Here is an 18,619-nt window from a genome sequence, read left to right as displayed (position 1 = left end):
GCCAGGCCGACCGGACGTGTCGGTGGTGCGCGGGACCATGCGGCATGGGCATCGCGAGCGACCGTCCGATCCTCGTCCTCGGCGGCACCGGCACGGTCGGTGCGCGCGTCGTCGAACAGCTGCGTGCCACGGGCGTGGTGGCGCGGCCGGTGACGCGCGGAACCGACCCGCCGTTCGACTGGGGCGACCCGGGGACGTGGGACGCGGCGCTGGACGGGGTGCACCGGCTCTACCTCCTCCTGCCCGACGACGGCGAGCTCCCCGGCGGATTCCTCGAGCGCGCGTCGGCCGCCGGCGTGCGGCGGGTGGTCCTGCACTCCGACCGCGGCGTCGACGTGATGTCCGTCGAGCGGCTGCAGCGTGCGGAGGCCGCGGTACGGGGCTCGGGCCTGGAATGGACGATCCTGCGTCCGGACTGGTTCGACCAGAACTTCGAGACGTTCCTCCGGGACGACGTGCTCGCGGGCCGGGTGGCGCTCCCGGTCGGTGACGGCCGCCAGGGCTTCGTCGACGCGGAGGACATCGCGGCGGTCGCGGTCCGCGCGCTGGTCACCGACGACCACCTCGGCGAGGTGCTCGAGCTGACCGGGCCGGAGGCGCTCTCGTTCGGCGAGGCCGCGGCGGCGATCGGGCGCGCGACCGGTCGGAACGTGACGTACGTCGGGGAGCCGGCCGAGTACCGCGAGGCGATGGCGGTGGCCGGCCTGCCGGAGCCGGTGGTCGACGGGATCGTGGCGCAGCTCGCGCCCCTGCGGGCCGCGGGGGACACGACGCCGACGGGCACGGTCGAGCGGGTGCTCGGGAGGCCGGCCCTGGCGTTCGAGGACTACGCCTCGGACGCGGCGAAGCGCGGGGTCTGGGGCGGGGTCGCCCACTAGCGTGGGCGCCGTGAGCGACGTCGAGATCACCGTGCGCGGGTCGCACCGCCGGTTCCACCCCGCCGAGCGCGGCACCGTCCACGCGCGGGCGGACCTCCAGGTGAAGTTCCGCGACTTCGACCGGCTGAGCGCCTGGCTCCGAGAGATGTCGACGGTGACGGGGTTCGTCGTCGACCGCGTGGCCTGGTCCCTCACCGAGGTGCGCAAGGCGGAGCTCGTGCGCGAGGCCCGGGTGGGGGCCGTGACGAACGCCCGGGACAAGGCGGGCGCCTACGCCGCCGCCCTCGGCCTGGCCACCGTCACGCCGCTCGAGGTCGCCGACGCGGGGATGCTCGGCGACGACCGCCGCGCCGAGAACGAGGATGCCGTACCCTTCGCCCGCGCCGCCGCGCTCGGCAGCGCGGGCGAGCCCGACCTCAGGCTCGTCCCCGAGGACATCGAGATCACCGCGAAGGTGGACGCGCGGTTCGTGGCGTCGGGCGGGTGAGCGGGTCCGTTCGGGATCGGCTCCTGTCGGTGGCCCCCAGGTCGGGGTCGGTCGGCCAACGCCCCAGGTCGGGCTCGACCGTCCGAGCCCGACCGCGCTCAGTCCGCCGCGGCCTTGACCGCGAGGACGGGGCACGGGGCGTCGTGGAGGACGGCGTGGGCCGCCGAGCCGAGCACGAGCTTGCCGACCGGGGACCGGGGGCGCAGCCCGATGACGATCATCGTGGCCTCAAGCTCAACCGCGAGCTTCACCAGGTCGTCGCCCGCGAGCCCGTCCGAGGTGCCGTGCCGCACCTCGTGCTCGACCCCGGAGCTCGCGAGCGCCTCCGTCAGGCGGGTCATGTCGGCGTCGTGCGCGTAGCGCGGGTCGGAGAGGCGGTCGCCTCGAGTGGTGTTGAGGACCACGAGGCGCTCGCCGCGCAGCCGCGCCTCCTCCAGGGCGGCGGCGAGCGCTGCCTCCCCCGGCGGCGTGGGGATGTACCCGAGCACGACGGTCATCGGTTCTCTCCTTCGGAGGGTTCGGCAACGGGTGCCGACTCGCCGGCGGCAGGAGCCGCCTGGTCGGCGGCGACCGGCGCAGTCTCGCCGGACATCGCCTCCGCCTCGACCACCGCCTCGAGGCGCTGCTGGCGTCTCTTGAGCCAGAACGACAGCGCGAAGATCACCAGCAGCGCCACGTACACGAACAGCGCGAACCCGGACTGGACGAGCGCGACCGGGTCGCCCTGGGAGATCGACAGCGCGCGGCGCAGGTGTGCCTCGAACATCGGGCCGAGGATGAGCCCGACGACCATGGGTGCCACGGGGTAGCCGTAGCGCCGCATGAAGAACCCGAGCAGGCCGATGATGAGCAGCAGGAGCACGTCGGCGGGCGTGAAGTTCACGGCGAAGGCGCCGAGCCCGGCGAACGTGATGATCCCGGCGTACAGGTAGGGCCTGGGGATCTGCAGGATCTTCACCCACATGCCCACGAGCGGCAGGTTGAGCACGAGCAGCATGAGGTTGCCGATGTACAGCGACGCGATGAGCGTCCACACCAGAGCCGACTGGTTCTCGAACAGCAGCGGGCCGGGCTGGATCTGGTAGCGCTGGAAGGCGGCGAGGATGATGGCGGCGGTCGCCGTCGTCGGGAGCCCGAGGGTGAGCAGCGGGACGAGCACGCCCGCGGCGGCGGCGTTGTTCGCGGACTCCGGGCCGGCGACGCCCTCGATGGCGCCCGTGCCGAAGGCCTTCTTCCGCTCCCCCTTGGCCAGGCGGCGCTCGCTCGCGTAGGAGAGGAACGTCGCGACGTCGGCGCCGCCCGCGGGGATGGTCCCGATGGGGAACCCGATGGCGGTGCCCCGCAGCCAGGGCTTCCAGGATCTGCGCCAGTCGCCCCTCGACATCCAGCTGCGCCAGCCACCGGTCACGGGGATGACCTCGACCGGGCCCTTCCGCAGGCGGGAGGCCACGTGGAAGGCCTCGCCGACGGCGAAGAGCCCGACGGCGACGAGCACGACGTCGATGCCGTCGACGAGCTCGGGGATGCCGAGCGTGTACCGCTGCTGCGCGGAGATCGCGTCGACGCCGATGAGCCCGATGAACAGGCCCAGGCCGAGCGAGACCATGCCGCGCGTGACCGAGGAGCCCAGCAGCGCGCCGACGGTGAGGAAGGCGAGCACCATGAGCGCGACGTAGTCCGCGGAGGAGAGCTTGACCGCGAAGCGGGCCGCGACGGGCGCGACGAAAGTGAGGCCGACGGTGGCGACGGTTCCCGCGATGAAGGAGCCGATGGCGGCCGTCGCGAGGGCGGCGGCGCCCCGGCCGGCCCTGGCCATCTTGTGGCCCTCCAGGGCGGTGACGATCGAGGCCGACTCCCCCGGTGTGTTGAGCAGGATCGACGTGGTCGACCCGCCGTACATGCCGCCGTAGTAGATGCCGGCGAACATGATGAACGCGGCGGTCGGCTCGAGCGTGTAGGTGAGCGGGAGCAGCAGCGCGACGGTCATCGCGGGGCCGATGCCCGGCAGGACGCCGACGGCGGTCCCGACGAACACGCCGAGCAGCGCGTAGAGCAGGAAGATGGGCTGCATCGCAGCCCCGAAGCCCTCGATGAGCAGCGCGAGGTTATCCACGGAAGATCGCCACCTCCTCCAGGAGCGGGCCCGCGGGCAGCGAGATGCCCAGCCCGCCGGCCATGGCGATCTGGATGATGAGCGCCATCGCGAGGCCGGTGAGGATGGCCCGCCAGATCGGCCGGCTGCCGAGCGTGATGGCCGTGCCGGCGAACAGCATGGTCGCGGCGATCGGCCAGCCGAGCGGCGAGATGAGCAGGATGTGCACGACGACGACGGCCACGAGGATGCCGACCGTCAGCCAGTCGGTGCCGGACGTGGGGTCGATGTCCTCGCTGTCCTCGGTGTCGCCGCGCCTGCCGCGCAGGAGGGTCGCCAGGACGCCGAGGCCGGCCAGGACGAGCAGCCCGCCCACGAGGTAGGGCATGGTCCGCGGCCCCATGGCGCCCGAGGTGATCGGGACGTTGATGTTGCCGGCGTCGAGCAGGACGTACCCGCCCAGGGCCACGACCGCGACGGCGAAGACGAGCTCGCCGACGGGCGCACGCCGGGCCGCCGCCGGCTTCGTGCCGGCGGCGGCGGGTGTGGTGGGCGCCGTCATGTCAGACGAGCCCGATGTCCTCGAGCGTCTGCCGGACCGACTCGATGTCCTCCTCGAGGAAGGCGGCGAACTCGTCGCCGGCGAGGAAGGCGTCGTCCCAGTTGTTGGCCTCGAGCGCCGAGGCCCACGACTCGGAGCCGTGCATCTCGGTGACGAGCTGGGTGAGCGCCTCGGCCTGGTCGTCCTCGATGTTGCCGGGCGCGACCACGCCGCGCCAGTTGGTCAGCACGAGGTCGACGTCCTGGTCGGTGAGGGTGGGCGTGTCCGGCAGGGCGGGCGAGGGTTCCTCGCTGGAGACCGCGAGCGCCCTCAGGGTGCCGGCGTTGACCTGCTCGGCGTACTCGGCGACCCCGGAGATGCCGGCGTCGACGTTGTTGCCGAGCAGCGCCGCGAGGGACTCCCCGCCGCCGGAGTAGGGGATGTAGTTGAGCGAGCTCGCCACGTCGGCGGGGTCCATCCCAGCCTCGGTGAGCAGCTGGGCCGCGAGGATGTGGTCGACACCGCCGGCGGACCCGCCGGTCACCGACACGTCCTGGCCGTTGGCGATGATGTCGTCGGTGAGGTCCTGGATCGTCTCGTACTCGGACTCCGCCGGGACCACGACGACGAGCGGCTCCTCGGTCAACCGCGCGATCGGGGTGACGTCGTCGAGGGTGGTCTGTGACTGGTTGGTCTCGATCGCGCCGACCATGACGTAGCCCATCACCATGAGGGTGTCCGGGTTCGTGGCGGTGGCGAGCTGGGCGAGGCCGACGGTCCCGCCGGCACCGCCGACGTTGACGACCTGGGCGTCGCCGACGATGTCGTTGTCCTGCAGCTCGGACTGCATGGTGCGGCCGGTCTGGTCCCAGCCACCACCCGGGTCGGCGGGGACGATGATCTCGACGCTGTCGATCGAGACCTCCCCGTCCTCGGAGCCCTCGCTGTCCGAGCAGGCGGTGAGAACGAGCGCGGCGGCGGCGCCGACGGCCAGGGCGGTGGTCGTACGTCGCGCGGATCGACGCGCGGTGGGGCGTGCGGACATGAGGCTCCTCCTTGAGCTGATCAGGTGCCGCGAAGTTAGGACCTTGGTCCCGGGCCGGAGAAGTCTTCGGCCGTAGTGGTCGCAGAGGTCGTTGCGGTCGTTCCGGTCGTTTCGGTCACGCTCATGGCGGGGGGTGCGGCGCGGCGGGCGTGGCACGCTGGGCGCATGCGCCGGCCGATGTCGCTGCGGCGACAGCTCCTCCTGCTCCAGGCGGCGATCGTGGTGATCACGATCGGCACCGTGGGGCTGGTCGCGATGCGCATGCAGGAGTCCCAGATCCGGGACTCCTACGAGCAACGGATGGTCGGCGTGGCCCAGTCGGTCGCGACGCTGCCGTCCGTCGTCGAGGCCTACGAGGACCCGGACCCGTCGGCGGTCATCCAGCCGATCGCGGAGCTCATCCGTGAGGCGTCGGGCGTGACGTACGTGGTCGTCACCGACGCCGAGGGCATCCGGTACTCGCATCCCAACGTCGAGAACATCGGGCAGATGGTGTCCACCGACCCGAGCGAGCCTTTGTCCGGCCGCGTGTACGTGGGCACGCAGACCGGCACGATGGGCGAGTCGTGGCGGGTGAAGGTCCCGATCTGGGCCGGTGGCGAGGTCATCGGCTCGGTGTCCGTCGGCACCCTGGAGGAGACGCTGCGCGCCGAGCTCATGGACGACCTGCCGCCCCTGTTCGGCTGGCTGCTCGGCGCGGGACTCGTCGGCACGCTGGGGGCGGTCTACATCTCCCGGTTGGTGTGGCGGCGCATCTACCGGATGGAGCCCGAGGAGATCGCCTCCCTGCGCGATGTCCGCGAGGCCATGCTCCACGGCCTGGGCGAGGGCATGGTCGCGGTCGACGAGCATGACCGGATCGCGCTGGCCAACGACCAGGCGCGGCGGATGCTCGACCTGCCCGAGGACTGCATCGGGAAGCCGGCGGGCGACGTGCTCGCACCGGCGCTGACGGAGATCCTCGCCGGGCCTGACGAGGTGCGGGACACGCTCGTGCTGGTGGGCGAGCAGATCCTGTTCGTCCGGGTGGACCGCGCGGAGGTAGATGACCGGCAGGTGGGCTCGGTGCTGCTCCTGCGCGACCGGACGGAGATCTACGCGCTCGTTCGGGACCTCGACGGCGCGCGGGACCTCACGCAGGCACTGCGGGCGCAGGCCCACGAGTTCGCCAACCACATGCACGTGGTCTCCGGCCTCATCGAGCTCGGGCGCGAGGACGAGGCGGTCGAGTTCATCGCTCGGACCGGCCGCTCGGGCGTCGTCGGCATGTTCGGCTCGCTGCCCGGCGTCACGGACCCGGCGGTCGGGGCGCTCCTCCTGGCCAAGACCGCGATCGCCCACGAACGAGGGGTGAGCGTGCGGACCGATCCCGAGGCGCGGATCGAGCCGGACGGCACCACGGACGTCGTCACCATCCTCGGCAACCTCATCGACAACGCGATCGACGCCGCAGGCAGCGGCGGGACCGTCGAGGTCTCTGCACGCCGCGTGGACGGGCGGGCCGTGCTGACGGTTGGCGACGACGGGCCGGGCATCCCGGTCGAGCGACGCCAGCACGTGTTCGAGGCCGGGGTCTCGACCAAGGACGGGGCACGCTCGCGCGGTATTGGCCTCACGCTCGTGCGGCAGGTCGTCGACCGGCGCGGCGGGACGATCCAGGTGGGCGACTCCGAGACCGGGGGCGCATCTGTCGAGGTGGAGCTTCCCGCGGCGCGGTTCTCGGCCGAGGAATCGCCGGGCGTGCAGTCTGCGGAGAAGCTCCCTGGCACCAGCACGCACCTGGCCGGGGTGGCAGTCTCTGAGACGCAGTCCGCAACGATGGCGGGCCGGGCCGAGGCAGGAGCCGCCAGGTGAACGTGGAGAACGTGCGCGTGCTCGTGGTGGATGACGACTTCGCCGTCGCCGGCCTGCACCGCAGCTTCGTCGAGTCGACGCCCGGCTTCGAGGTCGCCGGCGTGGCGGCCACCGGCGCCGAGGCGCTGATGGAGGCCGAGCGGCTGGCACCCGATCTCGTGCTGCTCGACATCTACCTGCCGGACATCACCGGGCTCGAGGTGCTGCGGCGGCTGCGGGCTCAGCAGGAGGTCGACGTCGTGGTCATCACGGCGGCGCGCGAGGTCGAAACCGTGCGGTCGGCGATGTCCGGCGGGGTGCTGCACTACCTCATCAAGCCATTCACGCGGGCGGACCTCGCGGCTCGGCTCGACGACTACCTCCGCCGACGCCGCATGGTCAGCGAGCAGCCCTCGGAACCGCTGAGCCAGGAGCAGGTCGACCGGTTGCTGGGCGGGACGCGGTCCGCGCGGACGCGCGCGGGTGATCGGGCGGTCCTGCCGAAGGGCCTCGCCGCACGGACGATGGAGATGGTCACCGAGGCCCTGCGGGCGAGCGACGAGCCGCTGTCCGCCGAGGAGCTGGCCGACCGGGTCGGGATGTCCCGGGTGTCGGCGCGCAGGTACCTCGAGCACCTCGTGGCGACGGAGCAGGCCGAGGTACGACCGAGGTTCGGTGGGTCCGGGCGGCCGCAGCATCTGTATGAGGCGACGGGGTGACCAGCCACAGAATTGATGGCGTGAACTCTCAACTCAGCCACTGCTGCAACCTGTGCGGTCCATCTGCAGTCCACTTGATCATTCAGTGACCGCGGATCGATGAGGCTACACACCAGCAGGTGGAGGACCGCACGAGGCCGGTGTATGACCAACCAACCAAGATCGCACAGTCCACATCTGAGCGAACGGAACATCGCACGCACGCGGAATGTCAGACTCTTGACATGGAGGACGGACTCTACGAATCGCTCGGTACCCGTCGACTTCGCGACGAAATTGCGCACCTGGACGCAGCGCATGTCACGTGGGAGGACGTTGAGGAAGCGGAACGGCCGCAGGTACTTGCTCGACACCTCGGTGCGCTGGTCGAGCACGCCCTACGGTCTGCGAGGGGTGACGAGCGCAACAAGCTGGCCAACCGACTCATTGAGGCGATTGACCCGAGCGAAATCGTGGACGATCCTCCGCGCCAACTCCATTACCTCCAGCGGTTCCAGGCTCACACGAGTCCCGCCACCCCATCTCGCCCGACGACACCGCTCAGCGATGCCGCACTTCTCACTAATGTGCGCGGCGAGCCGAGCCTCGGCGCGGAGTTGCGAGCTGAGCTGGCTTCGGCCGATCAAGTCGACCTGCTCTGCGCATTCGTCAAATGGCACGGACTCCGCGTCATCGAGGACCACCTCCGTGAACTACGGGACCGGGGGGTGAGGTTTCGAGTCATCACAACGACCTATATGGGGGCCACCGAACGACGAGCGATCGATCGTCTCGTGGAACACTTCGGCGCCGAGGTCCGAATCCACTTTGACGAAGCAAAGACCCGGCTCCACGCGAAAGCGTGGATGTTCCATCGAAAGTCAAAGTTCGACACTGCATACGTCGGGTCGTCAAATCTATCTCGCAGCGCGCTACTCGACGGTCTGGAGTGGAACGTCCGACTTTCCAACGTTGCCACACCACACCTTCTACAGAAGTTTAGTGGCACATTCGAAACCTATTGGAACGACCCGACATTTAGACCCTACGACCCCGACGATGAATCTCAACGAGACCAACTCGATCACGCACTTGCAGTCGCAGGAGGCCGTTCCGGCTCCCGCGACCAACACATTGACCTGTCGGGCCTCGATGTCAGGCCCTACGCTTTTCAGCAACACATGCTCGACGCCCTGGCGGCCGAACGTGGACTACATAACCGGCACCGAAACCTCGTGGTCGCGGCGACGGGAACAGGCAAGACTGTAGTCGCCGCCCTCGATTATCGTCGTTTAGCCAACACGACAACACGAGAGTATCCGAGCCTTCTCTTTGTCGCCCATCGACAGGAAATCCTCGAACAGTCACGTCGCACATACCAAGAGGTGCTCTCGGATCCGAAGTTTGGAGAACTGTACGTTGCAGGAAATCGCCCCGGACGATGGAGACATGTCTTCGCGAGCGTTCAGTCACTTCGCTCGGCTGACATCCAGACGATTCCACGCGACGCATTCGACATTGTCGTCATCGACGAGTTCCACCACGCTGCAGCGAAAAGCTACACGGCACTTCTGGAACACCTCGAACCACGGGAACTCCTAGGGCTCACCGCCACACCTGAACGCGCAGACGGGTTCGACGTTCGTGCGTTCTTTGACGGTCGAACAGCAGCCGAATTGAGGCTATGGGAAGCGTTAGACGCCGGCATACTTTCGCCGTTTCATTACTTCATGTGCTTTGATGGCACCGACTTGCGCGAAGTTCCGTGGACCCGCGGCCACTACGATCAAACACAGCTCGAGAACCTGCTCACCGGCAACGACTCAAGAAGCCGGGTAATCCTGCGGGAACTCTACGACAAAATTCTCGACGTCCATTCGATGCGCGCTCTTGGGTTTTGTGTGGGCGTACACCACGCCCACTATATGGCACGAGTATTCTCCGATCAGGGGATCAATGCGGTGGCATTAGATGGCAGCACGCCCGACAACGAGCGCAAGAACGCCATAAAGGGCCTGCGTAACGGTGACTTGAACATCATCTTCACGGCCGACTTGTTCAATGAAGGCATTGACATACCGGACGTCGACACGATTCTGTTTCTTCGGCCTACGAGCAGTGCAACCATTTTCCTCCAACAGCTCGGCCGGGGGCTTCGCCAGCGACCTGAAAAGCCAGTTCTCACGGTCCTCGACTTTGTCGGCAATCAGCGCGACGAGTTCAGATTTGACCTGAAACTGCAGGCATTAACAGGCCGTTCGCAGCGTCGGCTTGAGCGAGACCTCGAGGACGGGTTCCCCTTCCTCCCTGCCGGGAGTCAAATAGTACTCGATCACCAAGCTCAGGAAATTGTGCTCCAGAGCCTTAAATCTCAGATCAATGCTCGTTGGCCACATCTCGTCGCGCAACTACGAGCGCTGGATTCAACGGTTGACCTTCCCGAATTTTTGGATCGCACTGGGTACAGCTTGGCAAGTGTTCTCCGAAAGGGGACGCGCTCGTGGACTGAACTGCGCAGAGAAGCCGGTCACCTTGAGGTAGAACCAACTGAGCACGAATCCTCGCTCGCCAGGCGAATCCGGGCATTCGCGCACATCGATGATCCGATTCGACATGATGGCTATTTGAGAATCCTCCGCGCAATAATTACCGGCGAATCGGCCCCCGTTGACGACACTCTCGCCGAGATGCTCTTCTTCTCAATATGGCCCGGTGGAGGCGGGTACTCAAGCGCTCAGAACGGGCTCCGCACGCTCGAAGCCGAGCCCGAGCTGGTCAACGAGCTAAGCACCGTAATCGAGCTCGCCTACGAAGCTGCGCGCCGTCCCGTGGAACGTGCACCTGGTGATCTAGCTACGCTTCCCCTTCACGTCCATGCTCGCTATCAACGCGAGGAAGTTCTTGTGGCGCTAGGGTACTCGTCTCTTGCACGCAAGCCTAACTCATTCCGCGAAGGCGTGCTTTACGAGCCCAACCGCAACATTGATGCGTTTTTTGTTACGCTCAACAAGACTGAAGAACGATACTCACCTACAACGATGTATCGCGATTTTCCAATTAGTCGCGAGTTGTTCCACTGGGAAAGCCAGTCGACCACGAGCGTCAATTCACCAACCGGCACCAGATACATCTCTGGCTCGAGCACTGTGCTTCTATTCGTTCGCGAGGAGGGTCAGGACGAGTTCGGAACGAGTCCATACATGTACCTGGGCCCTGCAACCTATGTTTCACATTCTGGCGACCGACCTATCGCAATAACCTGGCGCCTCGAAGTTCCTATGCCTGCGGACATGTTCGCGTCGACCACCGTGGCGGCGAGTTGACTCGTCGCCCTCACACGTGCGCGATGTACCCCGCCAGCAGCGCCTGGATGACGAACAGGTCCACCCCGCGCCCCAGCTTGCGCACGTAGGGGTCCGCCTGGCTGCTCACCCAGAACTTCAGCTCGCCGTCGAGGTCCGCCGTGCCGGCGGTCTCGAGGGAGAACTGGGTGATCGCCCGGTAGGGCACCGAGTGGTAGTCGACCTTCGAGCCCGTCACGCCCTGCACGTCGATGAGGATCACCCGGTAGTTGGTGAACATGAACCGGTCACGGATGGTCTTGTACCCGAGCTCGAACTTCTCGCCGTGGGCGAGGATCCGGCCCCAGTTCTCGTCCATCTCAGCCATGTCCATGACCGACGCGTTGTCGATGATCCGTCCGACCGCCACAGCACCCTCCCTCGTCCTCGGGCGCCGGGTGGCGGCCCTGCCTCACATCCTTGCGCGGCGCGCGTCACGAGTGGTGGACAGCCTCCGACCGCTCGTCACACCCCGGGCGCGACGACCTCACCCCCGCCGGCCCGCATCGCGGCGGCCAGCCCGTCCGGCGGCGGCTGGTCGGTGACGAGGCCGTTGACGTCGAACCACTCCCCGATCGCGTACCGGCCGACCACGCCGTGCTTGGAGGAGTCCGCCAGGATGTAGGACCGCTCGCTGTTGCGGGCCACCGTCCGCTTGACCTCCACGTCGTCGAAGTCGAAGTCCGTCGGTCCCGCCGCGGCGTCCACGCCGCCGCAGGAGATGAGCGCAAGGTCGAAGTGCATCTGCCGGATGAACGTGTGCGTCGCCGTCCCGGACAGCGACCACTCCCCGCGCCGCAGCCGCCCCGGCGCGAGCACGAGCTCCGCTCCGGTCCCGCGCGCGATCTCGTTGGCCACGAGCAGGGAGTGGGTGACGATCGTGCCCTCGAAAGACGGCGCGAGCGCCGCGGCGACCGCCTGAGCGGTCGTCCCGACGTCGAGGAACAGCGACTGTCCCGGCCGCACCAGCCCGCGCACCAGCTCCCCCACCACCCGCTTCTCCTCCTCGCGGATCGCGGAGCGCTGGTCGAACGACGGCTCGCTGCTCCGCTGCCGCGTCACCGTCACGGCGCCGCCGTACACCCGCCGGAGCAACCCCTCCCGCTCGAGGTGCACGAGGTCCCTGCGCACCGTCTCAACCGAGACCCGCAGCGCACGCGAGAGCTCGAGGGTCGACACGGACGCCTGCGACCGGAGCGCCCGCAAGATGTGCCGGTACCGCTGCTGGACGAGCACGCCCACCTCCATCCCAAACCCACAACATTCCACACCGGTTGCCCGCAGGTCCACATCGGGCGAGGCTCTCAGCAGTGCCCGCTCCCGGGCGCACGGGACGAACCGGACGGCACCGTCCGGACCGCAACGACACGAAGGGTTGCATCGTGGCAATTCTGGCCCTGGACCAGGGCACCTCAGGATCGAAGGCGATCGTCGTCGACGCCGACGGCATCCACGCCGTCGTCGAGATCCCCATCCACCCGGCCTACCTCCCCGGCGGCGCCGTCGAGCAGGACCCCGAGGAGCTCTACGCCTCGGTCGTCGAAGCCGGCAGGCAGGCCGTGGAGCAGGCCGGGAAGACCATCGACGGCGTCTCCCTGGCCAACCAGGGCGAGACCGTCCTCGCCTGGGACCCCGAGACCGGGGACCCGCTCACCACGTGCGTCGTGTGGCAGGACCGCCGCGCCGAGGTGGTCGTCGACCGCCTGCGCGAGCACGCCGAGGACATCCACGCCCGCACCGGCCTCGTGCTCGACTGCTACTTCACCGCGCCCAAGCTCACGTGGGTCCGGGAGAACCTCACCCGCGACGGCGTCGTCACCACCACCGACACGTGGATGCTCCACCGCCTGACCGGCGAGTTCGTCACCGACGTCTCCACCGCGTCGCGCTCGCTCCTCGTCGACGTCGACACCGGCGAGTGGGATCCCCACCTCGTCAATATCTTCGGCCTGACGGGCGAGCGCCTCCCCCGCATCGCCGCCTGCGACGAGATCGTCGGCACCACCACCGTCTTCGGCGGCGAGGTCCCCGTCGGCGGCCTCATCGTCGACCAGCAGGCGGCCCTGCTCGCCGAGGGCTGCCTCGAGCGCGGGCAGGCCAAGTGCACGTACGGCACCGGCGCCTTCATCCTCGTCAACATGGGCGAGACCGCGCCCCGCTTCGACAACGGGCTCACCACCTCGGTGGCCTGGCGCCTGCGCGGCCGCACCACCTACTGCTCCGACGGCCAGGTCTACACCGCCGCCTCCGCGGTGCGCTGGATGGAGGAGCTCGGCGTCATCACCGGCCCCGAGGAGATGGACGAGATCGCCGCCGACGACGCGGGCGGGGTCCTCTGCGCGCCCTCCTTCGCCGGCCTGGCCGCACCGTGGTGGAAGCCCGAGGCGGGGGCGTTCGTCGTCGGGATGACGCTGTCCACCGGGAAGCCCCAGATTGTGCGCGCCGTCCTCGACGGCATCGCCGCCCAGATCGCGGAGCTCGCCGACCTCACGCACACCGAGCTCGGTGCACCACTGACCCGGCTCCGCGTCGACGGCGGACTGACGAGGTCCGTGCGGCTCATGCAGGCGCAGGCCGACATGCTCCAGGCGCCGGTCGACACCTACCCCTCCGCGCACGCCACCGCGCTCGGCACGGCGGCCTGCATGCGGCTCGCGCTGGACCCCGACCTCGCCGTCGAGGACGCCCCGTTCGCCTGGGAGGCCGAGGCCTCCTACGTCCCGCAGCGCAGCGCCGAGGACGTCACCGAGTTCCGCGCCGCGTGGCGCACCGCCGTCGAGACCACGATGGGGCTCTGAACCGTGAGCGAGACCGTGTACGACGTCGCGGTGATCGGAGCCGGCGTCGTCGGTGCCGCGATCGCCCGCCGGCTCGCCGGCACGACCGGTTCGGTCGTGATCATCGACGCCCGTGACGACGTCGGCGAGGGCACCACCAAGGCCAACACCGCCCTGCTGCACACGGGATTCGACGCCACGCCCGGCACCCTCGAGGCCCGCCTCGTCGCCCGCGGCTACGCGCTCCTCACCGACTACTGCGCCCGGGCGAACATCGGGCTGCGGAGGACCGGCGCGGTGCTCGTGGCCTGGGACGAGGAGCAGGCCGAGTCCCTGACCGGCCTCCAGGCGAAGGCGGAGGCCAACGGCTACCACGCCACCGAGATCATCGGCGCGGACGAGGTCTACGCCCGCATCCCGAGCCTCGGCCCGGGCGTCACCGGCGGGCTCACCGTGCCCGACGAGGCGGTCATCGACGCCTGGTCCGTCCCCCTCGCGTTCGCCACCGAGGCCCTCGCCCGCGGCGCGACGTTCCTGCGCGAGCACCGCGTGGCCTCGGTCGAGGTCGGTCCCGCCACGACGACGATCCGCACCGACCGCGGCGACGTCACCGCGCGATGGGTCGTCAACGCCGCCGGTCTCGGCGCGGACGCCGTCGACGCGATGCTCGGGCACGACCGCCTCGACGTCCACCCCCGCAAGGGCGAGCTGCTCGTCTACGACAAGCTCGCCGCGCCGCTGGTGGACACGATCGTGCTCGCGGCCCCGTCGAAGGCCGGCAAGGGCGTGCTCGTCAGCCCGACGATCTTCGGCAACGTCATGCTCGGCCCCACCGCCGAGGACATGACGGACAAGGCCGACACCTCCACCAGCGAGGACGGGTTCGAGTTCCTCCTGGACAAGGGCCGGCGGATCATGCCCGCCCTGCTCGAGGAGGAGGTCACCGCCTCCTACGCCGGCCTGCGGGCGGCGAACAACCAGTCGGACTACCTGATCGACGTCGACGCCGAGCAGCGCTACGTGATCGCCGCAGCGATCCGGTCGACCGGGCTGACCTCCGCACCGGCCGTCGCCGAGCACGTGGTCGAGCTCCTCACGGACGCGGGGGCGGACCTCGACCTCGAGGAACGGGCCGGCCTGCCGGAGCCGCCGGTGATGCCGCCGCTGGGCGAGCACCAGCTGCGCCCCTTCGCCGACGAGGAGCGGATCGCCCGCGACCCGGACTACGGCACGGTCGTCTGCTTCTGCGAGCGCGTGACCCGCGGCGAGATCCGCGACGCCATGACGTCCGGCGTCCCGCCGTGCAGCCTCCAGGGGCTGCGCCGGCGCACGCGGGCGATGAACGGGCGCTGCCAGGGCTTCTACTGCGGCGCCGAGGTCCAGCGACTGTTCGACACCCACCATGCGTGCGGCACCGACCGCGGGAGCGGCACCGACCACGCGTGCGGCACCGACCGGGGGGCCCGGGGCGACCATCCGTGCGAGACCCGGTCAGAGCACCACACGGAGGCCGACGATGCCTGAGCTCCTCACCCCGACGGTCGCCGTGATCGGCGGCGGCCCGGGCGGCCTCTCCGCGGCCGCCCGGCTGGCCCCCGAGCTCGACCAGGTCCTCGTCCTGGAACGCGAGCAGCAGGCCGGCGGCATCCCCCGCCACTCCGACCACCCCGGCTACGGCATCCGCGACCGGAAGCGGTTCATGTCCGGCCCGGCGTACGCCCGGGCGCTCGAGGCCGACGCCCGCGCGGCCGGCGCCCAGATCCTCACCGGCTGGACCGTCACGGGCTGGGCGGACGAGGACACCCTCGCGGTCACCACCCCCCGCGGCCTCCTCCACGTGCGTCCCGACGCGTTCTGTTTCGCCACCGGCGCCCGCGAGCGCCCCCGCACGGCGCGGCTCGTCCCGGGCACGCGGCCCGCCGGCGTGCTGACGACCGGTCAGCTGCAGAACCTCGTCCACGTCCACCACCAGGAAGTGGGCCGGCGGGCCGTCGTCGTCGGTGCCGGGCTCGTCAGCTGGTCGGCAGTGATGACCCTCGCCGAGGCCGGCTGCGCGACCGAGGCGCTGGTCTCCGAGCACCCCGTCGGCGAGTCGTACGCCCTGTTCCGCGTCCCGGGGAAGGCCCTGTTCCGCACCCGGGTCGAGACGACGTCGAGGGTCGTGGCCATCCACGGGCGGACGCGCGTGACGGGTGTCGAGATCGAGGACACCCGCACCGGGAACCGCCGGACGATCGACTGCGACACGGTCGTGTTCACCGGCGACTGGATCCCGGACCACGAGCTCCTCCGGTCGGCCGGCGTCGAGATCGACCCGGCCAGCGGAGCGCCGGTGGTGGACGCGGCGATGCGCACCTCCAAGGAGCGCGTGTTCGCCGTCGGGAACCTCAACCACCCCGTCGACACCGCCGACGTCGTCGCGCTCGCCGGCACCCACGCGGGCGAACGGATCCTCGAGCACCTGGCCGGGCGGCCGGCGCCCGAGGCGAGCGTCCGCCTCATGGCGGAGGACCCGATCCGGTGGGTCTCGCCGTCGAGGTGGGCACCCGGCGGGCCGGCCCCCGCCCGGAACCGGCTCGTGTGCTGGATGGACCGGCTCGTCACGCGGCCCGTGGTCACCGTGCGGCAGGGCGGACGGGTGCTCGCGCGTCGGCGGCTCCCGTGGCCGGCGGCGCCCGGGCGGACGTTCCGGATCCCCTCGGGCGTGCTCGACGGCGTCACCGCCGACGGCGGGGAGGTCCGGCTCTCGGTCGACTGAGACGGAGGACGGCGCGGCCGCGTGGGACCGGACGACGGCGGACGGGCTGGACGACGAGGCGCGGCAATGGAGGGGACGTAGGCCCGGAACCCGCCCGGCGTGGCCGCCGACACCCGGGACTCCCGTCGACCGATGTCGGCGAGCGTGCGCATGATGGACCCGTGCACGAACCCGGTTCCTCCCCCACGCCCCCCGACCGCGAGCCCCCCGCCGACATCAACACCTGGACGGTCGACCCCGACGCCATGGCGCTGTACCAGGCGACCGTCGAGGCGCGGGCGATCACCTTCGGCAGCGGCCAGCACTTCTCGGGCTCGCTCGCCGCGGTCCACCTCACCCCGCCCGTGATCGTCCTCGTCGACGACCCGCTCGCCCAGGCCGCCGAGGTCCTCGACCGCGCGGCGCTCATGGCGGCGGAGTGGGACGACGATGACGAGGACGACGAGGAGTGGGAGGTCGTCGTCATCGAGGAGTGGGACTGGGACGACGACGACCTCGACGAGTGAGCGGCTATCCGTCCGACGAGTGAGGGGATTCTTGCTCACTGGTGAGGACGGTTTGGCCTCGCGTACACGCGCGAACCGGCCCGGCACCGCGGAAGAGTTTCCTCCCGGGAGAGACCTGACGATCACACCGATATTTGCAGCTCTGTTACCGATCACACCGATATCGACAGCCCTGCGCAGAAACGAACAACCCTCTCCCCTGCGGCCGGGCCGCATCGAGAGCCTCCGTCACGAGCAGCCGGCACGAGCGGATGGGCCGGTCGCGTCGAGACTGCGTTCCAAGCGGAGCGGCCACCACCCCAGGCACGACCTCGGCATGCGTGCCACGCACGAGAGCGCCCACCACTACGGCACGATCCCGACGTCGGGCACCCCGGTGTCGACGCGCCAGCGCCCTCCCACCGGCGGACCAGCTGGAGTCCGCTCGCTCGTCGGGGAAAAGTCCCCTCACTCGTCGGGGAAAAGTCCCCTCACTCGTCAGAAGGAGGCGCTCCCGGAGCGGCCAGCCGCGAAGATCCGCGTCACCGTCGATGCGGCCCGCCGGAGGTTCGCGCCGCCCTCGGCGAGCGCCGTGGGCAGGTCCGTCACGCCGGGCACGATCGGCACGAGCGCGGTGACCCCGTGGTCGAGCAGCACGGCGGCGTCGTCGGCGACCCGCCCGGCGAGCACCACGCACGGCACCCCCGCCCGCGCGGCGACGGCCGCCACCCCGGCGGGCGTCTTGCCGGACAGCGTCTGCGCGTCGACCGAGCCCTCGCCGGTGAGGACGAGGTCGGCCCCCGCCACTGCCTCCTCGAGCCCGACCGTCTCGACCACCAGCTCCACCCCGGGCCGCATCCGCGCCCCGAGGAACCCGATGAGCGCGTAGCCCAGGCCGCCCGCGGCGCCGGCACCAGGCTCGTGCGCGGCCCCGCCATCGCCGTCGTGCCCGGCGACCTCGGCCACGCGGGCCAGGATCGCGTCCAGCTCCGTCACGAGCTCCGGGGTCGCACCCTTCTGCGGGCCGAAGACCGCGCTCGCGCCGGACTCCCCCAGCAGGGGGTTCGACACGTCGCAGGCCGCCTGGACCTCGACGCCGGCCATGCGCGGGTCGAGCCCGGACACGTCGATCTCGGCGAGGTGCGCGAGCTCGCGGGGGGTCGTGCCGATCTCCGCCCCGGACGCGTCGAGGAACCGTGCGCCGAGGACGCGGAGCATGCCGGCGCCGGCGTCGTTGGTCGCGGACCCGCCGAGCCCCACGACGATCTCGTCCGCGCCCTCGTCGAGGGCCGCCCGGATCAGCTCGCCGACGCCGGTGGAGTCGGCGCCCATGACGTCCCGCTCGTCGGAGGCGATCATGCCGAGCCCGACGGCGGAGGCCACCTCGAGCACGGCCCGCCGCCCGGCGACGGCGACCTGCCCGGTGGCCTCGCGACCGAGGGCGTCACGGACGGGGACCTCGAGCGTGCGGGCGCCGAGCGCGACGGCGACGGACTCCGTGAAGCCCTCCCCGCCGTCGGACACGGGGAGCTCGCGCACCTCGGCGTCGGGCACGGCGTCCCGGACGCCGGCGGCCATGGCGGCTGCTGCATCGGCGGCGTCAATCGACTCCTTGAACGAGTCGGGGGCGAGGATCACGAGCATGCACGAACTCCTTCGTCCTGGCCGGGCGCCTCCCGACCGG

At 70.1% G+C, this 18,619-nt stretch carries 16 protein-coding genes; 9 read left to right on the top strand and 7 right to left on the bottom strand.

Features of this window, described 5'->3' with window-relative positions; genetic code table 11:
- Positions 1-44: 44 nt before the first annotated feature.
- Positions 45-878, top strand: a complete 834-nt coding sequence (locus AC24HA_RS02450) for an NAD(P)H-binding protein (RefSeq protein ID WP_425710086.1) — start codon at positions 45-47, stop codon at positions 876-878.
- Positions 879-888: 10 nt separating this feature from the next.
- Positions 889-1,365, top strand: a complete 477-nt coding sequence (locus AC24HA_RS02445) for an SIMPL domain-containing protein (protein ID WP_425710085.1) — start codon at positions 889-891, stop codon at positions 1,363-1,365.
- A 98-nt stretch (positions 1,366-1,463) separates the two neighbouring features.
- Here the strand turns inward: AC24HA_RS02445 and AC24HA_RS02440 are convergent, their stop codons facing one another.
- Genes AC24HA_RS02440 through AC24HA_RS02425 form a run of 4 tightly spaced genes read right to left on the bottom strand, consistent with a single transcriptional unit; the run spans position 1,464 to position 5,043 of the window.
- Positions 1,464-1,862 carry a universal stress protein gene (locus tag AC24HA_RS02440; protein WP_425710084.1) on the bottom strand — a complete coding sequence of 133 codons (399 nt, stop codon included), beginning with the start codon at positions 1,860-1,862 and terminating at the stop codon, positions 1,464-1,466.
- Positions 1,859-3,478 carry a tripartite tricarboxylate transporter permease gene (locus tag AC24HA_RS02435; RefSeq protein ID WP_425710083.1) on the bottom strand — a complete coding sequence of 540 codons (1,620 nt, stop codon included), beginning with the start codon at positions 3,476-3,478 and terminating at the stop codon, positions 1,859-1,861. Before AC24HA_RS02435 ends, AC24HA_RS02440 begins: the two co-directional genes overlap by 4 nt.
- Positions 3,471-4,019, bottom strand: a complete 549-nt coding sequence (locus AC24HA_RS02430) for a tripartite tricarboxylate transporter TctB family protein (protein ID WP_425710082.1) — start codon at positions 4,017-4,019, stop codon at positions 3,471-3,473. Before AC24HA_RS02430 ends, AC24HA_RS02435 begins: the two co-directional genes overlap by 8 nt.
- A 1-nt stretch (position 4,020) precedes the next feature.
- Complete coding sequence (locus AC24HA_RS02425) at positions 4,021-5,043, bottom strand: Bug family tripartite tricarboxylate transporter substrate binding protein (protein WP_425710081.1); 1,023 nt, start codon at positions 5,041-5,043, stop codon at positions 4,021-4,023.
- A gap of 165 nt (positions 5,044-5,208) precedes the next feature.
- Here AC24HA_RS02425 and AC24HA_RS02420 point away from each other — a divergent pair, with 165 nt between their 5' ends.
- The 3 genes from AC24HA_RS02420 (at position 5,209) to AC24HA_RS02410 (ending at position 10,897) form a co-directional block, all read left to right on the top strand.
- Complete coding sequence (locus AC24HA_RS02420) at positions 5,209-6,897, top strand: ATP-binding protein (RefSeq protein ID WP_425710080.1); 1,689 nt, start codon at positions 5,209-5,211, stop codon at positions 6,895-6,897.
- Positions 6,894-7,595, top strand: coding sequence for a response regulator (locus AC24HA_RS02415; RefSeq protein WP_425710079.1), 702 nt, complete (start codon positions 6,894-6,896; stop codon positions 7,593-7,595). The genes AC24HA_RS02420 and AC24HA_RS02415 overlap by 4 nt, the downstream gene beginning before the upstream one ends.
- A 224-nt stretch (positions 7,596-7,819) precedes the next feature.
- A complete protein-coding gene (locus AC24HA_RS02410; protein ID WP_463648972.1) occupies positions 7,820-10,897 on the top strand; it encodes a DEAD/DEAH box helicase in 3,078 nt (1,025 codons plus the stop codon).
- 10 nt (positions 10,898-10,907) lie between these two features.
- Here AC24HA_RS02410 and AC24HA_RS02405 read toward each other — a convergent pair whose 3' ends face one another.
- A complete protein-coding gene (locus AC24HA_RS02405) occupies positions 10,908-11,285 on the bottom strand; it encodes a PH domain-containing protein (RefSeq protein ID WP_425710153.1) in 378 nt (125 codons plus the stop codon).
- 95 nt (positions 11,286-11,380) lie between these two features.
- Complete coding sequence (locus AC24HA_RS02400; RefSeq protein ID WP_425710154.1) at positions 11,381-12,151, bottom strand: DeoR/GlpR family DNA-binding transcription regulator; 771 nt, start codon at positions 12,149-12,151, stop codon at positions 11,381-11,383.
- A gap of 143 nt (positions 12,152-12,294) precedes the next feature.
- On the opposite strand from AC24HA_RS02400, the gene AC24HA_RS02395 reads away from it, so the two are divergent.
- The 4 genes from AC24HA_RS02395 to AC24HA_RS02380 all read left to right on the top strand — a co-directional run bounded on the left by AC24HA_RS02395 (position 12,295) and on the right by AC24HA_RS02380 (position 16,956).
- Positions 12,295-13,713: an FGGY family carbohydrate kinase gene (locus AC24HA_RS02395; protein WP_487563602.1), complete on the top strand. Its 1,419-nt coding sequence runs from the start codon at positions 12,295-12,297 to the stop codon at positions 13,711-13,713.
- A 3-nt stretch (positions 13,714-13,716) separates the two neighbouring features.
- Positions 13,717-15,216, top strand: coding sequence for an NAD(P)/FAD-dependent oxidoreductase (locus AC24HA_RS02390; protein WP_425710156.1), 1,500 nt, complete (start codon positions 13,717-13,719; stop codon positions 15,214-15,216).
- Entirely contained in the window at positions 15,209-16,450 is a 1,242-nt protein-coding gene (locus AC24HA_RS02385; protein WP_425710157.1) for an NAD(P)/FAD-dependent oxidoreductase, read from the top strand. The genes AC24HA_RS02390 and AC24HA_RS02385 overlap by 8 nt, the downstream gene beginning before the upstream one ends.
- Positions 16,451-16,611: 161 nt before the next feature.
- Positions 16,612-16,956, top strand: coding sequence for a hypothetical protein (locus AC24HA_RS02380; RefSeq protein ID WP_425710158.1), 345 nt, complete (start codon positions 16,612-16,614; stop codon positions 16,954-16,956).
- A gap of 477 nt (positions 16,957-17,433) precedes the next feature.
- On the opposite strand, the gene AC24HA_RS02375 is transcribed toward AC24HA_RS02380, so the two are convergent.
- Positions 17,434-18,579 carry a glycerate kinase family protein gene (locus AC24HA_RS02375; protein ID WP_425710159.1) on the bottom strand — a complete coding sequence of 382 codons (1,146 nt, stop codon included), beginning with the start codon at positions 18,577-18,579 and terminating at the stop codon, positions 17,434-17,436.
- Positions 18,580-18,619 lie beyond the last annotated feature (40 nt).

This window comes from Georgenia sp. Z1491 (assembly GCF_057652395.1).
This window is presented reverse-complemented; position numbering and strand designations above follow the sequence as displayed.